Genomic DNA, 17,962 nt, shown 5'->3' with positions numbered 1-17,962 from the left:
CGTCGCGGCGGCCGCGGGGTTCCGTGTCAGTGGTTGTCGCGCGGCAGGCCGCTGGTCTGGGCGATGCGCTGGAAGTGCTCGGCCCCCTCCAGGATCGCGCCGGTGTGCATCTGCCCCACGGCGGCCCGCTGGATTGCCTGCCACGGGGTCTGGGATGCCGGATACGCGTATCCCCCGGCCTCCTCCAGGGCCTTGCGCCGCCGCTCGATCTCGTCGGCGTCGAGCAGCATGTCGGCGGTGCCGCGCTTCAGGTCGATCCGCACCCGGTCGCCGGTGCGCAGCAGGGCGAGCCCGCCGCCGACCGCCGCCTCGGGCGAGGCGTTGAGGATCGAGGGCGAAGCCGAGGTGCCGGATTGGCGCCCGTCGCCGAGGCAGGGCAGCGCGTGCACCCCCGAGCGGATCAGGTAGGCGGGCGGGCGCATGTTCACCACCTCGGCGGCGCCCGGATAACCGACCGGGCCGGCGCCCCGCATGATGAGGATGCTGTTGTCGTCGATCGCCAGAGCCGGGTCGTCGATGCGGTGGTGGTAATCCTCCGGTCCGTCGAACACGACGGCGCGGCCCTCGAAGGCCTCCGGATCGTCGGGGTTCGAGAGGTAGCGGTCCCGGAACTCCTCGCCGATCACGCTGGTCTTCATGATCGCCGCGTCGAACAGGTTGCCGCGCAGCACCAGGAAGCCGGCGGCCTCCTTCAGCGGCCGGTCGATCGGTCGGATCACGTCCTCGTCCTCGATCACCGCGCCGCGGCAATTGTCGCCGATGGTGCGCCCGTTCACCGTCAGGGCATCCTCATGGAGCAGCCCGCGCTGCATCAGCTGCGCGGCCACCGCCGGGAGACCGCCCGCACGGTAGTAATCCTCGCCGAGATACTCGCCGGCCGGTTGCAGGTTGACCAGGAGCGGCACCTCGAGGCCGTGGGTCTGCCAGTCGGCGATGTCGAGCTCGACGCCGGCGTGGCGGGCGAGCGCGGCCAGGTGGATCGGGGCGTTGGTCGAGCCGCCGATCGCGGAATTGAGCACGATCGCGTTGAGGAAGGCCTCCCGGGTCAGGATGTCGGTCGGCTTGAGGTCCTCGGCGACCATCTCGACCACGCGCTTGCCCGTGAGGTAGGCGACCTCCTGCCGGTCCCGGTAGGGCGCCGGGATCGCCGCGGAGCCCGGCAGCATCATGCCGAGCGCCTCCGCGAGCGCGTTCATCGTCGTCGCCGTGCCCATGGTGTTGCAGTAGCCCGTGGAGGGCGCGGACGAGGTCACCAGCTTGATGAAGCCGTCGTGGTCGATCTCGCCCGCCGCCAGCATCTGGCGCGCGCGCCACACGATCGTGCCCGAGCCGGTGCGCTGGCCCTTGTACCATCCGTTGAGCATCGGGCCCACCGACAGGGCGATGGCCGGGATGTTCACGGTGGCGGCCGCCATCAGGCAGGCCGGCGTGGTCTTGTCGCAGCCCGTGGTCAGCACGACCCCGTCGAGGGGGTAGCCGTACAAGAGCTCGACCAGCCCGAGATAGGCGAGGTTGCGGTCGAGGCCGGCGGTGGGCCGCTTGCCGGTCTCCTGGATCGGATGGACCGGGAATTCGAGCGCGATGCCGCCGGCCTCGCGGATGCCCTCACGCACGCGCTCCGCCAGCACGAGGTGGTGCCGGTTGCACGGCGACAGGTCGGAGCCGGTCTGGGCGATGCCGATGATCGGCTTGCCCGAGCGCAACTCGTCGAGGCTCAGGCCGAAGTTCAGGTAGCGCTCCAGGTAGAGCGCGGTCATGTCGATGTTGTCGGGGTTGTCGAACCACGCGCGCGAGCGCAGGGGCCGTGTGTTCGGGCGATCGGTCATTTCTTATGGGTCCGGTGTGCGGAACTGTTTGAGAAGCGATAGGTGATCACGTTCCGGTAGGTCGAACCAGGATCGAGGCGGGCCGAGCCGAAGGCCGGTTGGTTCGGGGTGTCGGGAAAGAGTTCGGGCTCGAGCGCCAGGGCGTCCGACTGCCGGTAGGCCAGGCCGGACTTGCCCACCGCGGTCGCGTCGAGGAAGTTGCCCGCGTAGAATTGGACGCCCGGCTGGTTGCTGGCGACGTCCAGAACCCGGCCGGATTCGGGGTCCTCGACCCGGGCCACGAGATGCGGCTCGGTCGTGGGGGCGTCGGTCACGACCCAGTTGTGGTCGTAGCCGCGCCCACGGAGGATCTGGATGTCGCGTCCGTCGCGGATGCGATCGCCGATCACCGTCGGCGTGCGGAAGTCGAACGGCGTACCCGCTACCGGGACATGCGCGCCCGTGGGGATCAGCGTCGCGTCCACGGGCGTGTAGCGCTCGGCCGGGATCGTCAGGACGTTGCCTAGGATCGAGCGGCCGGACCCCTCCCCGGCGAGGTTGAAGAAGCTGTGGTTGGTCAGGTTGACGATCGTCGGCTTGTCGGTGGTGGCCTGGTAGGTCACGGACAGCGTGTCGGTGTCGTCGAGCGCGTAGGTTGCGGTGACGGTGAGCGTACCGGGATAGCCTTCCTCGCCGTCCGGGCTGACGTAGCGCAGGCTGACCGACGGCGCTGCCCCGCCCTTGACCTCGGTGATGGTCCAGAGCTGCTTGTTGAACCCGGCCGTGCCGCCGTGGAGGGCGTTGGGCCCGTTATTGGTCGCCAGCGCGTAGGTCCGGCCGTCGAGGGTGAAGCGGCCTCCGCGGATCCGGTTGGCGTAGCGCCCGACGCTCGCTCCGAAATAGTTGGGCTTGGCCAGGTAGCCGGCGAGATCGTTGTAGCCGAGGACGATGTCGGCGGACTTTCCGGCGCGGTCCGGGACTTCGAGGGTCCGCAGCAGGGCCCCCCACGAGATCACGCGGGCGGTGACGCCCCTGCCGTTGGTCAGTGTCACCTCTTCGACCGTCCGGCCGTCCGGCAGGGTGCCGAACACTGTCCGGACCGGCTCGGCAGCCTGGGCCGCCACAGGGAGCGCCGCGCAAGCGCCCAGCGCCACAGCCCCGACTCCACGCATGTGATCTCCCCGCAAGATGCCCGCCTCCCGCTTGCCGATCGTACGCCGGCGCTCCACGCGTGCCGCGGTTGACGTCTTAAACTCCGCTATATACTCATACAAATGAAATTCACAACATGGGGCCACGGCAAAGCGGCTCCCGGGAGAGGAAACGTTTGATGGCAGGACCGATCGCGAGCATCGGAGCGCCCGCGGCGGGAACGGCGTCGGCCGACCGCGGCAGCTACCGCCCGGCCCTCTCGCTGCTCGCGAGCCTCTTCTTCATGTGGGGCTTCATTACGGTCATCAACAACACCCTGCTACCTCATCTCAGGAGCGTCTTCGACCTCGATGACACGCAGACCACGCTGATCGAGTCGGTGTGGTTCATCGCGTATTTCGTGGCCTCGATCCCGGCCGCGAAGCTGATCGCGCGCATCGGCTACCAGCGTGCCCTGGTGGTGGGCCTTTGCATCATGGCGCTGGGTACGCTGGGCATGGTCCTGGCCTCCCATCAGGTCTCGTATGCGATCACGCTCACCGCCCTGTTCGTCATCGCGAGCGGCATCACCCTGCTCCAGGTCGCGGCCAACCCCTACGTGGCGGTGGTCGGGCCGCCGGAGGCCGCCCCGGCGCGCCTCAACCTCGTCCAGGCCTTCAACTCGCTCGGCACGACCCTGGCGCCGCTCTTCGGCGGTTACCTGATCCTCGGACGCTCGGCCTCGGGCAACCTCGCCGCCGGCACCACCCTGACCGCGGCCGAGCGGCTGGCCGACGCACAGTCGGTGCAACTCCCCTACCTGATCGTGGCGGCGATCCTCGTCGTGCTCGCCATGGTGATCGCGCGCTTTCCGCTGCCCGCCATGGGCGGCGGCGCAGGCGACTCCGCGAAGCGGGCCGCCAAGGCCGAACGCGCCGGCCTCTCGCTCTGGCGCCACCGCAACCTCGTGTTCGGCGTGCCGGCGATCTTCATCTACCTGATCGCCGAGATCGGGGTGTCGAACCTGTTCATCAACTTCGTCTCGCAGCCCGAGATCGGCGACCTCACGCACACGCAGGCCTCGCATTACCTCTTCCTGCTCTGGGGTGGGATGATGATCGGCCGCTTCCTCGGCAGCTACCTGATGCAGGTGCGGTCCGCCGAGACCATCCTGGCCGGAGCCGCCCTGGCGGCCTTCACCGTGATGCTGGTGGCGACCTTTGCGACGGGGTCGCTGGCGATGTGGGCGCTGATCTCCGTGGGGCTGTTCCACGCGGTCATGTTCCCGACGATCTTCACCCTCGGCATCCGCGGCCTCGGCCCGCTGACCGAGGAGGGGGCGGGCCTGCTGATCATGGCGATCGCCGGGGGCTCCCTGGTGGTGGTGCAGGGCTGGGCCGCCGACCGGTTCGGCCTGCAGCACTCCTTCCTCATCACGGCCGCCTGCGAGCTCTACGTCCTGTTCTTCGCGCTTTGGGGCAGCCGGCCGGGCCTGGGCGCCTCCGACCGCGCCTGAGATATCGGTCACCACCGACGGTGCAGCGTAACGCGGTGGGCTGCGGTCCTCCGCCGGACTCGAGAAGGCGATCCCATGGAGGCACAGGTCCGCATCGTCACCCGCCCCGAGCGCGACCGGCTCGGCGAAGGACCCGTCTGGGTGCCGGAGCGGGGGCGGCTGTTCTGGGTGGACATCGAGGCGCCGGCCCTGCGCTGGCTCGACCTCGCCAGCGACGAGACGGGCACGCGCCCGTTTCCCGAGCCGATCGGCTGGATCATCCCCCGCGCCGGCCGGCGCGACTTCGTGATCGGCCTGAAGAGCGGATTTGCGCTGTTCGACCTGGAGGCCGACCACGTCACGCCGATCGGCAATCCGGAGCCGGACTGTCCGGACAACCGCCTGAACGACGCCAAGGTCGACTCGGCCGGCCGGATCTGGGCCGGGAGCATGCACCAGCCTGAGACCGCGGTCTCGGGCGCCCTGCACCGGCTCGACCCGGACCTGACTTGGCGTCGGATGGACGGTGCCTACGGCGTCGCCAACGGCCCGACCTTCAGCCGTGACGGCCGGATCCTCTATCACAGCGACAGCGCAGCCCGGACCGTCTTCGCCTTCGACCTCTCCGCCGACGGGACCTTGACGGGGAAGCGGGAATTCCTGCGCTTCCCCGAGGCCTGGGGCTGGCCCGACGGGATGACCACGGATGCGGACGGCTGCATCTGGATCGCCCACTGGGGGGCTGGCCGCATCAGCCGGCTGGATCCGGAGGGGTGCCTCCTGCGGGCCATCGCGCTTCCGGCCACGAACATCACGAGTTGCGCCTTCGCGGGACCCGGGCTCGACCGGCTGTTCGTCACGTCGGCGTCGCGGGGCGTCGAGCACGAGCCGTCCGCAGGCGCGCTGTTCGAACTCGATGTTGGCGTAACCGGCCTGCCGCCCCGGGCGTTCGGGGGCTGACCGCCCGATCCCTCGGCCGGGCGAAAGCGATCGACGGGTCGCTAAATCGTGTGGCTCCTTCCCCCGGATGGGGGATGCGGCGCCGGGGTGGCGCGTCTACGGTCCGGCATTCTCCGAGACGAGACCACCTCCAAACCCGCCCGGCCCGTGCCGCGGCGGGTTCTTTGATTGCGGCAGCCTCACGCACGGATCGGTAGGCGGCCGACCACCGAGCCCGACGCATCCCGTACGACGAGGGTCCAGGACGCGCCGGACGCGCCCGTGCCGATGGATCCCGCCATCTCTCCGATCACGCTGCGCGCCTCGTCCAGGGCCTCCTCCAGGCTCTCGGCCTCGACGCCCACCTCGTCCCGGATCCGCTCCCGGTCGTTCTCGACATCGAAGTAGAAGCGCTCGGGCACCGACATCCCCCTGCTCAAACCCTGTGGCGGACGCCAGGACTATCTCGACGTCGTTTAATGGGCCACCGTGACCAACGCCGGCTGCGATAAACCTTAATCTGTCTAAAACGTGAATTGGACCGGTTTACCACAATGCGTACGGTATTTGAGCGCATCGATCTACTATAGAGCTGAGAGATAGCCCGCCCACCCACACCGGTGGCTCGAAGCGGCGGGGCTTCTGACCTTGGGGCTTAGCCATGTCGACCGCCGATGAGCCGCCTGCCGTGAAGGGAGCGGGCGACGGCTCAAACAGGAAAGAGAGGGTGCGGGTGCATATCCGAAGCGTTCTCTCAAAGATCAGTGCTTCATCAATACCCAAGGATTAGACGCGCTGATGGCGGCTTGACCATACGCCCTTGGGTGATGGGTGCAGCGACGGCCTCCGCGCACGACCGCCTTTTTACGTAGCAACGCCCTTCGAAATGGCGGGTTTCTGAAACCTCCAGCCCCGTAGCGCCGTAACCGACCCATGGCGGAAAACACCCCCCTTCGCGCCCATATCCGCGCGGTACTGCTCAGGCTGGTGCGGACGTTGACGGATCGGACCGGTCCGCGCGGACCGACGCCGACCTAGAGCGCGCGCCGCCGACGTGGATACCGGATCGGCGCAAGCGAGCGCGTCGCATAGGCTCACCGTCCGCGCGCGATCGTCGCGACGGCATCGCCGCTCCGGGGCGTTAACCCTTCGTCAACCATGCGCCGACAGAGTTTCAGACGGAGGGCTCAGCCATGGTTCGACGCCGGGATTTCGATGCACTGAGCGAGGCGCAGATCGCCGCGCGGCGCACGCAGAAGCGCTGGGTCGAGCCCAAGGCGCAGTTCCGTCCCGCTGCCCCGCAGGCGGTGACCGATTTGCTCGACACGATCCAGCACGTGGCCGAGGCGGCCACCGGCGAGCGCAGCTTCCTGCACCTGCGCCCCGTGGCCGGCGGCGGCCGCAGCCGCGAGCATTAACGCCGCGCACCTCTCAAGTCCGGGCCGGCCGATGGGCTGGCGAGCGCCAGCCGGTTCTGCAACAAGGCCGAGATGAGCCGGCGTACAGCCTTCGATCTCATCCCTACCGGTGCGCCGTCCGTGTCCGGCCGATGCCGCGCGGTCCGCGCGCCGTGAGCGGTGCCTTGAGCGCGGACGAGGCGGACGTTCTCCGGCGCCGCACCCGTGACCTCGAGGACGAAGTCACCCGCCTGCGCACCGCCGTCGCCGCGAGCCGGGCGGAGACCCGGGCCGAGGTGCCGCAGCATGAAGAGGCGCCGCGGGACGAGACCGCCTTCGATCGCGCGTACTGGCACAGGTCAGCCCATGTCGACGCGTTCCTGCCCGATCCCGATCCCGAGCGGATCGACGATGCCGAGTTCCGCCGGCTCGCCGACCACCTGCCGATCCTGTGCTGGCTCGCCCGCGGCGACGGCCATCTCTGCTGGTACAACAGGCGCTGGCTCGATTACTGCGGCACCACGCAGGCGGCCATGGCCGGCTGGGGCTGGCAGAGCGTCCACGACCCGGAGGCGCTGCCCCGGGTGACGGCGGTCTGGGCCGCCTCGATCGCCACCGGCGAGCCGTTCGAGATGGTGTTTCCCCTGCGCGGGGCCGACGGCGTGTTCCGGTCGTTCCTGACGCGGATCGTGCCGCTGCGGGACGCCACCGGCCGGGTGGTGCGCTGGTTCGGCGTCAACGCCGAGATCGGTGCCCAGGTCCGGGCCGAGGCGGCGCTCCGCACCTCCGAGACGCGCCTGCGCCGGGCCCAGGAGGCCGGCGGCGTCGGGGTGTTCTCCATCGACCTCGACCGGAACGTCATCCACGCCACGCCGCACTTCTTCCGCCTGTACGGCCTGGCCGAGCAGGAGACGTTGCCGATCGACGCGGTCGTCCGTCTCGTCATCCCGGAGGATGCCGGACGCGTCGCGCAATGGGCGGACCGGGGCGCCGGCCTGACCGATGCCGACGTGGCCTATCGGATCCGTCGGGCGGATGACGGCGCGGAACGCTGGATCGCCCGCCGCGGCGCGCTCGAGCGCGACCCCGATGGGCGCCCGATCCGGTTCGTCGGGGCGGTGCGCGACATCACCGACCACAAGTCCGCCGAGCAGCGGGCGGAGGCCAACCAGCGCGAGCTGCGCCTCATCACCGACGCGTTGCCGGTGCTCATCGCCTTCATCGACTGGGACTACGTCTACCGCTTCGCCAATGCGGCGTATCAGGACTGGTTCTTCCGCCCGGCCGCGGAGATCGTGGGGCGGGACGTGCGGGTGCTGCTCGGGCCGACCGCCTTCGAGCTGCGGCGCGCCTATGTCGAGCGCGCCCGCGCCGGCGAGGCCGTCCGGTTCGAGATCGCCTGGCCCCACCAGGACGGGCGCCACCGTGACGCCGAGATCCGCTACCTGCCCCGGCGCGGCGCCGACGGTGCGGTCGACGGCTTCCACGTGTTCGTGCAGGACATCACCGACCGCAAGCGGGTCGAGGCCACCCTCCTCTCCGAGGTCACCCAGCGGACCCGCGAACGCGACCGGTTGTGGGAGACCACCAACGACCTGATGGGCACGGCGGGCCTCGACGGCTTCCTCAAGACCGTCAATCCGGCCTGGACGCACATGCTCGGCTGGAGCGAGGCGGAACTGCTCGGCCGGCCGTTCCTGGACGTCGTCGATCCGGGCGACCACGCCGAGACCGCCGAGGTGGTGGGCCGCCTGTCGGCCGGCGAGACGGTGGCGGGCTTCGTCGACCGCGTCCTGACCCGCGCGGGCGAGCGCCGGGTGGTGATGTGGACGGCGGTGCCCGATCCGGGAACCGGGCTGTTCTACATCGTCGGGCGGGACCTCACCGAGCAGCGCCGGGTCGAGGAGCAGTTGCTCCAGGCGCAGAAGATGGAGGCGATCGGCCAGCTCACCGGCGGCATCGCCCACGACTTCAACAACCTGCTGACCGGCATCGTCGGCTCCCTCGACCTGATGCAGACCCGCATCCAGCAGGGCCGCACCGACGCGATCGAGCGCTACGCCCGCGCGGCCTTGTCGTCGGCCAACCGCGCCGCGGCGCTGACCCACCGCCTCCTCGCCTTCGCCCGGCGCCAGCCGCTGGAGCCGCGGCCGACCGCCGCCAACCCGCTGGTCACCGGCATGGAGGACCTGCTGCGGCGGACCCTGGGCGAGCGGATCCACCTCGAACTCGTCACCGCCGGTGGCCTGTGGCTGACCCTCTGCGACCCGCACCAGCTCGAGAACGCGCTGCTCAACCTCGCCATCAACGCCCGGGACGCGATGCCCGAGGGCGGCCGCCTCGTGATCGAGACCGCCAACGCCCATCTCGACCACGCCTACACCCGCCGGCACGCCGGCGTGAACGCGGGCGCGTATGTCTGCCTCAGCGTCAGCGATACCGGGACCGGCATGAGCCCGGAGGTCGCCGCCCGGGCCTTCGACCCGTTCTTCACCACCAAGCCCCTCGGCCAGGGCACCGGCCTCGGCCTCTCGATGATCTACGGCTTCGCCAAGCAGTCCGAGGGACATGTCCGGATCTACTCGGAGCCGGGTCGCGGCACGACGGTCAAGCTCTATCTCCCGCGTCACCGCGGCGCCGCGCCGCCCGAGGAGGCGGAGTCCGGTCTCATCGAGGTGCACCGGGCCGAGCGCGGCGATACGGTGCTCGTAGTGGAGGACGACCCGGTGGTGCGCGACCTGATCGCCGAGGTTCTTGGCGACCTCGGCTACACCGCACTCCAGGCCGCGGACGCCGAGGCGGGCCTCGCGCTGCTGCGCGCGCCGGGGCGGATCGACCTGCTGATCAGCGACGTCGGATTGCCCGGTGGCCTCAATGGCCGCCAGATGGTCGACGCCATCCGCCCGGACCGGCCGGACCTGAAGGTGCTGTTCATCACCGGCTACGCCGAGAACGCGACCTTCGGCAACGGCCACCTCGAACCCGGCATGCGGATGATGACCAAGCCGTTCCCGGTCGAGGCCCTGGCCGCCCGGGTGCGCGCGATGATCGCGGGTCTCGACTGACCGCCCATGTCGCTCACCACCCGCATCCTGCTGCTGGTGCTGCTGGCGCTCACGCCGGCTCTGGCGATCCAGGGCTACAACGAGGTTGCCCTGCGCACGAGCCGCGACGCGGCGGTGCGTGCCGACGCGCTCGCCACCGTCCGGGGCGCCGCGGAGGATTTCTCCCAGCTGTCGGAGCGGATGCGCCAGGCGCTCGACCTCATCTCCGGGGATCCATCCGTGCGGGCGCGCGACCCCGCTGCCTGCGCGGCCTACCTGAAGCGCTCCGCCGCCCGGCTCCCGCACGTGATCCTGATCGCGCTCACGGATCCCGCCGGCGCGGTGATCTGCGACAGCGCTGGCTCGGCACCGGGATCCTACTCGACCGGCGCACGCGCCTATCATCACCGCGCCCTGGAAGCCGGCGGATTCGCGGTCGGCGGCTACGCGCTGGGGACCGTCTCGAACCGGCCCTCGATCCACTTCGCCCGGGTCGTGGCCGGGGGGGACGCGACCGATGGCTCCGCGACGGACGTCCTTCTGGCCGCCGTCGATCTCGACTGGCTGTCCGACCATCTGGAGCAGACCCTGCACCAGGCCGAGACGGCCATCACGGTGACGGACCGCGACGGCCTGATCATCGCGCGGCGCCCGGACGGGGCGGACTGGATCGGCAAGCCGATCCCGCAGGAGCGCGTCGTGATGCGGACGGCCCGGGACGGCGAGGTGCGCATCGCCGAGGGCCTTGACGGCCGCACGCGGGTCATCGCCACGGCCATGCCGGAGGGGCCGCTCTCCGGGGTGCGCCTCGTGGCCGGGCGCGACAGCGCGGCGGCGTTCGCGGATATCGATGCCGCCAGCCGCCGCGGGCTGGTGCTGATCGTCCTGGGCGCGGTCCTGGCGCTGGCGGCGGCGCTCCTGGCCGGACGGATGTTCATCCGCCACCCGATCGATCGCCTGCTCCGGGTCGCGGCCGCCTGGCAGGACGGCGAACTCTCCGCCCGCACGGGCCTGCGCGGCCTGGCGGAGTTCGGCCGCCTCGGGCGCAAGCTCGACGCCATGGCGTCGGCGCTCCAGAGCAACACCGACGCGCTGCACGCCGAGATCCGCCACGGCCGCGCCCTGCAGGAACAGCAGGTGACGATGCTGCACGAGCTGAACCACCGGGTGAAGAACACCCTGGCCACGGTGCAGGCCCTGGCCCGCCAGTCCCGCGGCGCCGAGGGCGTCCTCGAGGCGCGGATCCTGGCGCTGTCGAAGACCCACGACCTCCTGACCCGCGAAGATTGGAGCGGCGCCTCCCTGCGTGAGGTGCTGGAGAGCGAGCTGAACCCCTACCGCACCGGCGCCGATCAGATCGGCCTCGACGGGCCCGACGTCGCGCTCTCACCCCGGCACGTGCTGGCCCTGGGGATGACGATCCATGAGCTGACCACCAACGCCGCCAAGTATGGCGCCCTCGCGGTGCCGGGGGGACGGGTGCGGGTCTCGTGGTCGCTGGCCGCGCCGGAGGGCGGGATACGGCGCCTGCGCCTCGACTGGCAGGAGAGCGGCGGCCCGCCGGTGCAGCCGCCGGCCCGGGCCGGCTTCGGGACCCGCCTGATCTCCGGCGGTGTCCGGCGCGAGCTCGACGGCATGGTCGACCTCGCCTTCGAGGCCGGGGGCCTGCGCTGCCATCTGGATGTGCCGATCGAGTCGGGGCCGAGCACGATCCTGGTGCCGACGCGGTAGGGCGCCCCCTCCTGCCGCAGGCGGCGGGTACCTCGGATTACCCCCGGGGCCGCGCCAACTCCCGGGCATCCTGCTTGACCTGCCGCCACGTCCGCCACGGCTCCAGGTTCGACAGCGCCATCCGGCGCAGGCCGAGCCAGCCGAGCGCGAACGCCGCGACCAGGAACGGCGCCGCCACGATCAGCGCCGCCGGCGCCTCGGAGCCGAACGGCACGGCGAGCAGCTTCACGAGTCCGTCGAGCCCGAGAAAGAACGTGACGATCAGCAGCACGGGAATCGTGCCGACGATCGCGACCAGCGAGACGATGGCCCGGACGTTGCCGTCGATCTCGGTCCGCGCCAGGCTCAGGAGCGATTCCAGATGCGTCGCGCTCTCGCGCAGGGCCGCGACCAGCAGGGCCAGGGTGCCGTCGGCTCGTTGACGCATGGTTCGGGTCTATCCTCTCGATCCATCAGGGCCTGGGCCAACGGAGCCGCCCGCGCAAGCGTTCCGGCCCGCCGCTCACAGCATCAGCAGCACGGCGCCGAGGATGAGGAACGTCGCGAGGGCCGCCAACGCGACGGCCCGGGTGGCGTCGCGGCTGTCGTCGGGATCCAGGCCCGGCGCGGCGGCGGATCGAATCGGCCGGGGCTCCGCCGCCGCGGCCGGAGCCCTGGTCCCGCCGGCCGGCAGGACCGGCGGCGGCGTCCCGGGCTGCTGCTCCGGGAGGATGACCGATCCCGGGATCGCCCGATCCAGGGGCGGTCCGAAGGCCTCCGGCTCGACGCTCACCCCCGCGGCGTCGAGCTCCAGCATCACCAGCACCAGGGCGTCGACATCCATGCGGTCGACCGGGAGGACGGCCTGCAGGTCGATTGCCGTGAGTGCGCCCCGCGCCCGGCCGAGGGCGATCAGCCGGTCCAGCGTTCCGCGATCGATCGTCTGCGTCATCGCCTGCTCCGGCCTCCGCCCGACCCGCAGGGCCGGTGCTCTCCCGACGAGAACCCGCGAGGCCCCCCGCGGTTACCGCGCGGTCACGGGCCGAGCGCGGGGGCGGCCGTCAGGGCGTCGCCGGAACCCCGGATCGCAGACCGGTGCGTACCGGGCCGGTGTCGGAGCATCGGCTTCTCGACCAAGTACCAGCTCAGGAACCCCAGTGGGGCCGCCGCCGCGAGGGTCAGGATCGCGGCCGTCCAGGGTGGCAGGTCCGGCCGATGGGCGACCAGCAGGTTCTGCACAGGCCAGGCATAGAGATAGAGCCCGTACGAGGCATCGACGCGCGCGGTGGCGCGGCTGAGGGCGTTGGGGCGCACCGCCAGGGCGAACCAGAAGATCAGGTAGCCGCCGAGAATCGCGAAGGCCGGCTCGGCGAGCGGCGGGCTGAACATCAGCGGCAGGAGCAGCGACGCGGCGGCGGCTGCGCCCCGGCCGGTATAGGCGATCCGGTCGCCGAACAGCTGGAAGGCGCCGCCGCAGCAGAACACGAAGCTCAGGCGGATCATCTCCGACAGAACGCCGAGCCCATGCCCGGGCTGGCCGATCGGCAGGACGAGCCAGCGCAGGGCCAGCACTCCCCCCAGGCCGGCGAGCAGGACGAGGTAGCGCCGCCGCCGCCGCCGCCGCAGGGCGCGCGCGCCGCCGACCAGACCGAGCAGCAGGTAGCAGCCGAACTCGCACGGAATCGTCCAGAGCGATCCGTTGAGGATCGGATAGGGCAGCGCCTCGAACGCGCCCGGAACCACCGGCATCAGCAGCAGGGACAGGCGCAGCACGGTCTCGGCGGGCGAGATCGCGGCCAGGTCACCGCCGCTCAGGGGCGCGACGACGGCGATGCAGACGAGGGACGCCACCACGAAGCCCGGATAGATCCGCAGCGCCCGCCGCTTCAGGTAGTCGGAGAACGAACGCTTGGCGCGGTAGCTCGCGGTAATCAGGTAGCCGCTCACCAGGAAGAATCCGTCCACCGCGACCTCGCCCAGCGACAGCGTGCCGAACACCTGCGTGAGCCATTCGCGCGACCGATTGCCATCCGCCAGCTCCGGCGCGTGCGAGAGCACGACCAGGATCGCGAACAGCACGCGCAGCGTGCCGAAATTGTTCGCCGCTCGGTCTTCCCCGCCGACCCGCTGCGACACCCGCCTCGCCCCATAATTCCCTAGCGACCACCAAGGACCGGGAAACCGCACGCGAAGACAAGACCGCCAGGGCAACACCCTGCAGCCATCGCGCCGCCGACGGCCGGAACCGGTTCGGTATCCGGTCCCAGTCCGGACACGGACGCAGGCAAAGGCAGCCTCACCCAGACCGTTGCACTGGCGCCGCGGTTGGGTTAGGAAATCGACGCGGCTAGCACCCGTAGCTCAGCTGGATAGAGCGTTGCCCTCCGAAGGCAAAGGTCACACGTTCGAATCGTGTCGGGTGCGCCAATCTCCTCAATGCTTTAGGGCGTCAGCGTAACGTGTCGGTTTGCCTGGGGTTAAAGCCCGGCTGCCGTACGTCCGCGTACTGGTGACGTGCCAATTAGCGCAGTTGGCCGGCCAGAGGCCGGTGAGCTGAACGCTTGGCCTTTCCGATCAATCTCCGCCGTGGCGATCTCATCGCGGGTTGGCCTCGGCGCCCGGATGCCAGTCCCGGCGCTGGTTCAGTTCAGGCCGCCCACACCGCGGGGAGTGTGCCCTTCCCTGCGCGCGCAGCCTGCGGGAGATCCCGTCCGTCAGCGCCGGGCCGGCGACCGTGCCCGTTCGACGGCGCGCCGCAGGATGCGCGACAGGTCGGTGACCGAGTACGGCTTGCGCAGCAGCTCGAAGCCGTGGGTGCCGTGCGCTGCAAGCACGTCGCTGTAGCCCGACGCCAGGACGACCGGGAGGTCGGATTGCCGGCGGCGGATCTCGTGGGCCAGCTCGACCCCGTTCATGCCGGGCATCACCACGTCCGAGAACACGACCTCGAAGCGGAACGGGACACGCTCGAACTCGCGTAGCGCCTTTTCCGCGTCCGTCGCCCAGACCGTGCTGTAGCCCAGTTCCTGCAGGGCCTGCGCGGCGAACGCGCCGACCTCGAGGTTGTCCTCGACCAGGAGGACGCAGGTGCCGTGGCCGTCGGCCAGGGCCGCGGGCTCGGGCGCCTCGGCCTCCGGGACAGCCGCAGCCACCGCCCGCGGGAGATACAGGGTGAAGGTGCTGCCCGCGCCCAGGCGGCTCTCGGCGACGACCTCGCCACCGGACTGTTTGGCGAAGCCGAACACCTGGCTGAGGCCCAGACCGGTGCCCTGCCCCACCCCCTTGGTCGTGAAGAACGGCTCGAAGATCCGCTCCAGGTCACCGGGGGCGATGCCGGTGCCGGTATCGGTCACCGAGACCGCGACGAAATCCCCCTGTATCGCCGGGTGGGCCCGCACGGCCGGGACGCGATTCACGGGCTGCACCCGGATGGTGATCCGGCCCTCGCCCGCCATGGCGTCGCGCGCGTTGACCACCATGTTCACCAGAGCCGTATCGAACTGGCTCGGATCGGCGTCGATCAGGCACGGGCTCTCCAGCCCCGCCGCGTCCCGCAGGGGCACGACCTGCATGTCGACGTGGATGCGCGCCCCCGTCAGGGTCCGTACCATGTCGGAGACCGAAGCCACGCCGCGGCCGACGTCGAACACCTCGGGCTGGAGCGCCTGGCGCCGGGCGAAGGCCAGCAATTGGCCCGTCAGCTTGGCGGCGCGGGCGACGGTGTCCGAGATGGCGTCGACGTACCGGGTGCGGCGCTCCTCGGGGAGGTTCGGGCGCTTGAGCAGGTCGGTCGACGACTTGATCACGGTGAGCAGGTTGTTGAAGTCGTGTGCCACCCCGCCGGTGAGCTGGCCCACCGCCTCCAGCTTCTGGGATTGGCGGAGCTGCTCCTCGAGGGCTTTGCGCTCGGTGACGTCCCGACCCGCCGCGTAGAAGTGGTCGCCGCGCGGGACCACGTTCCACGAGATCCAGCGATAGGCGCCGTCGCGCGTCCTGAACCGGACATCGACGTCGTCGACGTCGCCGACGGCAATCACCCGCTCCAGCGCCTGTTCCGCGAGCGTCCGGTCGTCCGGGTGTACGAACGCGTCGAACCGGGCGCCGACCAGATCCTCGGAGGTCCAGCCGAGGGTCGCGGTCCAGGCCGGGTTCACCGCCCGGTACACGCCGTCGAAGCCGCAGACCACGAACAGGTCGCGGCTCGCCCGCCACAGGGTGTCGCGCTCGTCGGTCCGCTCGCGGGCGGCGGTCTCCAGGTGATCCTCGAGGCGGCGCCGGTCGGTGATGTCGTTGAACAGGATCGCGACACGCCGCCGCGCCGGCTCGCCGACGCGCAGGGCATGGACGTCGAACCAGCGCCCCATCGACACGGCGGCGCTCTCGAAGCGCACCGAGCGCCCGGTCATGGCGACCGCACCGTAGGTCTCGAACCAGGACGGTTCGAGATCGGGAACGAGTTCGCTGACCCAGCGCCCCGCCGCGTTTCGCAGGCCGGTATGGCGCTCGAAGGCCGGGTTGACCTCGATCAGGCGGTAATCGACCGCGCGGCCCTCGGCGTCGAACCGCATCTCCACCACGCAGAAGCCGGCATCGATGGCCTCGAACAGGGTCTGGTAGCGCGCCTCGCTCTCGGCCAGGCGCTCCTCCTCGGTGCGGAAGCGGGTAACGTCCAGCTGGCTGGCGAAGAAGTAGCGCAGCTGCCCGTCCGCATCGAAGACCGGGCTGACGTAGAGTTCGTTGCGGAACGGCCTGCCGTCGCGGTGATAGTTCAGGATCTCGACGACCACGTCGCGGCGGGCCGCAATGGCGTCGCGGACCTTGGCGACGTCGGCGGGATCCGTCCCGGGCCCCTGGAGGAACCGGCAGTTGCGGCCGATCAGGTCCTCCGCGCCGTAGCCGCACAGCTCCTGGAAGGCGCGGTTGGCGAAGACGATGGGATTGTCGGGCAGGTTGGGATCGGTGACGATCTGCGGCATGCGGGTCTTCTCCGCCGCCGTGAACAGGAGGTCGATCCCGGCCGCCGACGTGCGCTCGTTGCCGCTCGGCGCATGCACGGCGCTCGCGTTGTACGCCCGCAAACGCTCGATTTCGGCCTCGGCCTCCTGAAGGCGCCGACGCAGCGCGTCGTGTTCGACATCCATGCAGCGAAATCCCGCCCCCGCGTCGCCAGACCTGGCCGTCGGTCTCCCAACGGTCAGGCCGTCCGGCGGCTCCATACCGTATCTGCCGGGTCGGTCGCCATGAAGACCGGGGCCGGAAGACCCGGAACCGCGACGATTCAAATCAGCGCGGCGCGGACAGTCGGCGGCGGACGGGTCCGGGACCTCATGCTGTCAGGACCGCGGGAATCACCGAGCGCAGGCGGGAATAGCCGCGCGTGGATCGCGGCCAGGCGGTCTCGTCCCATGCACGGCGAACCCGGATGCAATCCTCCGGCAGGGCATCGGCCGACGGGCCCACCGGAGCCCAGGCGGTGACGACCGGACGATCCCCGGACCAGCCTGCCTCGACCGGGCCCGCTTCGCAGCCGAACTGCGCCGCGGAGCGTTGCAGCGCATCGGCCATCGCCTCGGCGTCGGCTGCCCGGACCCGCTCGGAGGCCCCGGGGGCATGGACCAGCAGGCCGCCGACGCGAACCACCCGGGAGTCCCTCAGCGGCAGGCTCTCCGGGTGCAGGTCGTCGAGATGCAGCAGCAGCGCGATGTCGCCTGCCGGCACGGTCTCGGCCCGGGGCAGCGGGACCTCGCGGGGCGGCATCGCCTCGTCGAGGGCGTCCGGCTCCTCGTCGAGGCCGACGGGGTCGAAGCGGCCCTCGGTGTAGCGCCGGATGTTCTCGGCACGGGCGACATAGTGCTTCCCCCGGGTGTGCAGCCCCGCCACCCAGCGCCAGGACAGGGTGTTGCTCGCCGGATCGCCATCGACCAGGTGGTCCATGAAGAACGCGGCTCCGAGCGCCCAGGGCAGGCGCAGCGTGAAGATCCAGATCGAGGCGAACCACATCCGAGCGTGGTTGTGCAGCCAGCCGGTCTCGACGAGGTCGCGGGCCCAGTCGTCGAACCCGTCGATCCCGGTCCGGCCCTCGACCGCCATCGCGTAGGTGCGGCGCAGTCCGGGCTCGGCGGCGAGCCGCTCCCGGTCGCAAGCAACCCGGGCGTGGTGGTCCGTCCAGGCGGACGGGTGGGTCTCCAGATGGCCCTTGAAGTAGGTCCGCCAGAACACCTCGGACACGAACTTCTCGGCGCCGCCATCGCCGAACGCGTTCTCGGCGGCGGCCGCGACTTCGGCCTCCGTGATCAGGCGCCGGCGCAGGTAAGGTGAGAGGGCCGAGGTGGTCGGCGCGCGGCCGGGACCGCGGTCGGTGTTGCGGCAGGCGGCGTAATCGGCCCCGGCTCCGGCCAGGAAGGCGGCGAGCCGGTCGAGCCCGGCGGCTCGGGTCATGGG

13 protein-coding genes and 1 tRNA gene are annotated in these 17,962 nt (G+C 70.8%); 6 read left to right on the top strand and 8 right to left on the bottom strand.

The window, feature by feature from the left end; all coding sequences use genetic code 11:
• Nucleotides 1-26: 26 nt before the first annotated feature.
• A complete protein-coding gene (locus FVA80_RS06320) occupies nucleotides 27-1,826 on the bottom strand; it encodes an IlvD/Edd family dehydratase (RefSeq protein ID WP_147907273.1) in 1,800 nt (599 codons plus the stop codon).
• Entirely contained in the window at nucleotides 1,823-2,977 is a 1,155-nt protein-coding gene (locus FVA80_RS06315) for an aldose epimerase family protein (protein ID WP_147907272.1), read from the bottom strand. The genes FVA80_RS06320 and FVA80_RS06315 overlap by 4 nt, the downstream gene beginning before the upstream one ends.
• 158 nt (nucleotides 2,978-3,135) lie before the next feature.
• Between FVA80_RS06315 and FVA80_RS06310 the strand changes: the two genes are divergently transcribed.
• Together FVA80_RS06310 and FVA80_RS06305 are read left to right on the top strand one after the other, a co-directional pair.
• Entirely contained in the window at nucleotides 3,136-4,452 is a 1,317-nt protein-coding gene (locus tag FVA80_RS06310) for a sugar MFS transporter (RefSeq protein WP_147907271.1), read from the top strand.
• 75 nt (nucleotides 4,453-4,527) lie between these two features.
• A complete protein-coding gene (locus FVA80_RS06305) occupies nucleotides 4,528-5,391 on the top strand; it encodes an SMP-30/gluconolactonase/LRE family protein (protein ID WP_147907270.1) in 864 nt (287 codons plus the stop codon).
• A gap of 179 nt (nucleotides 5,392-5,570) precedes the next feature.
• On the opposite strand, the gene FVA80_RS06300 is transcribed toward FVA80_RS06305, so the two are convergent.
• Entirely contained in the window at nucleotides 5,571-5,798 is a 228-nt protein-coding gene (locus FVA80_RS06300) for a hypothetical protein (RefSeq protein ID WP_306440292.1), read from the bottom strand.
• A 765-nt stretch (nucleotides 5,799-6,563) separates the two neighbouring features.
• On the opposite strand from FVA80_RS06300, the gene FVA80_RS06295 reads away from it, so the two are divergent.
• From FVA80_RS06295 to FVA80_RS06285, 3 genes are all read left to right on the top strand, one after another.
• On the top strand, nucleotides 6,564-6,788 hold the full coding sequence (locus FVA80_RS06295; RefSeq protein WP_147907269.1) for a hypothetical protein: 225 nt from the start codon (nucleotides 6,564-6,566) through the stop codon (nucleotides 6,786-6,788).
• 164 nt (nucleotides 6,789-6,952) lie between these two features.
• A complete protein-coding gene (locus FVA80_RS06290; RefSeq protein WP_187193602.1) occupies nucleotides 6,953-9,832 on the top strand; it encodes a PAS domain S-box protein in 2,880 nt (959 codons plus the stop codon).
• A gap of 6 nt (nucleotides 9,833-9,838) precedes the next feature.
• Nucleotides 9,839-11,542 carry an HWE histidine kinase domain-containing protein gene (locus tag FVA80_RS06285; protein ID WP_147907267.1) on the top strand — a complete coding sequence of 568 codons (1,704 nt, stop codon included), beginning with the start codon at nucleotides 9,839-9,841 and terminating at the stop codon, nucleotides 11,540-11,542.
• A gap of 37 nt (nucleotides 11,543-11,579) precedes the next feature.
• Here the strand turns inward: FVA80_RS06285 and FVA80_RS06280 are convergent, their stop codons facing one another.
• The 3 genes from FVA80_RS06280 to FVA80_RS06270 all read right to left on the bottom strand — a co-directional run bounded on the left by FVA80_RS06280 (nucleotide 11,580) and on the right by FVA80_RS06270 (nucleotide 13,657).
• A complete protein-coding gene (locus tag FVA80_RS06280) occupies nucleotides 11,580-11,969 on the bottom strand; it encodes a phage holin family protein (protein ID WP_147907266.1) in 390 nt (129 codons plus the stop codon).
• Between the two features lie 75 nt (nucleotides 11,970-12,044).
• Nucleotides 12,045-12,473, bottom strand: coding sequence for an RNA polymerase sigma factor region1.1 domain-containing protein (locus tag FVA80_RS06275; protein WP_147957794.1), 429 nt, complete (start codon nucleotides 12,471-12,473; stop codon nucleotides 12,045-12,047).
• An 83-nt stretch (nucleotides 12,474-12,556) separates the two neighbouring features.
• Nucleotides 12,557-13,657 (bottom strand): acyltransferase, encoded by a 1,101-nt coding sequence (locus tag FVA80_RS06270; protein ID WP_147907264.1) that lies wholly within the window; start codon nucleotides 13,655-13,657, stop codon nucleotides 12,557-12,559.
• Between the two features lie 214 nt (nucleotides 13,658-13,871).
• On the opposite strand from FVA80_RS06270, the gene FVA80_RS06265 reads away from it, so the two are divergent.
• A tRNA-Arg gene (locus tag FVA80_RS06265) sits at nucleotides 13,872-13,948 on the top strand.
• A 287-nt stretch (nucleotides 13,949-14,235) separates the two neighbouring features.
• Here FVA80_RS06265 and FVA80_RS06260 read toward each other — a convergent pair.
• Both FVA80_RS06260 and FVA80_RS06255 read right to left on the bottom strand, forming a co-directional pair.
• A complete protein-coding gene (locus FVA80_RS06260) occupies nucleotides 14,236-16,662 on the bottom strand; it encodes a PAS domain S-box protein (RefSeq protein WP_147907263.1) in 2,427 nt (808 codons plus the stop codon).
• A gap of 184 nt (nucleotides 16,663-16,846) precedes the next feature.
• Complete coding sequence (locus tag FVA80_RS06255; RefSeq protein WP_147907262.1) at nucleotides 16,847-17,959, bottom strand: FAD-binding domain-containing protein; 1,113 nt, start codon at nucleotides 17,957-17,959, stop codon at nucleotides 16,847-16,849.
• Nucleotides 17,960-17,962 lie beyond the last annotated feature (3 nt).

It is taken from the genome of Methylobacterium sp. WL1 (genome assembly GCF_008000895.1).
Taxonomy (GTDB): Bacteria; Pseudomonadota; Alphaproteobacteria; order Rhizobiales; family Beijerinckiaceae; genus Methylobacterium.
Note: the sequence above shows the minus strand (reverse complement) of the source record. Positions and strands in the feature narration are given on the sequence as shown.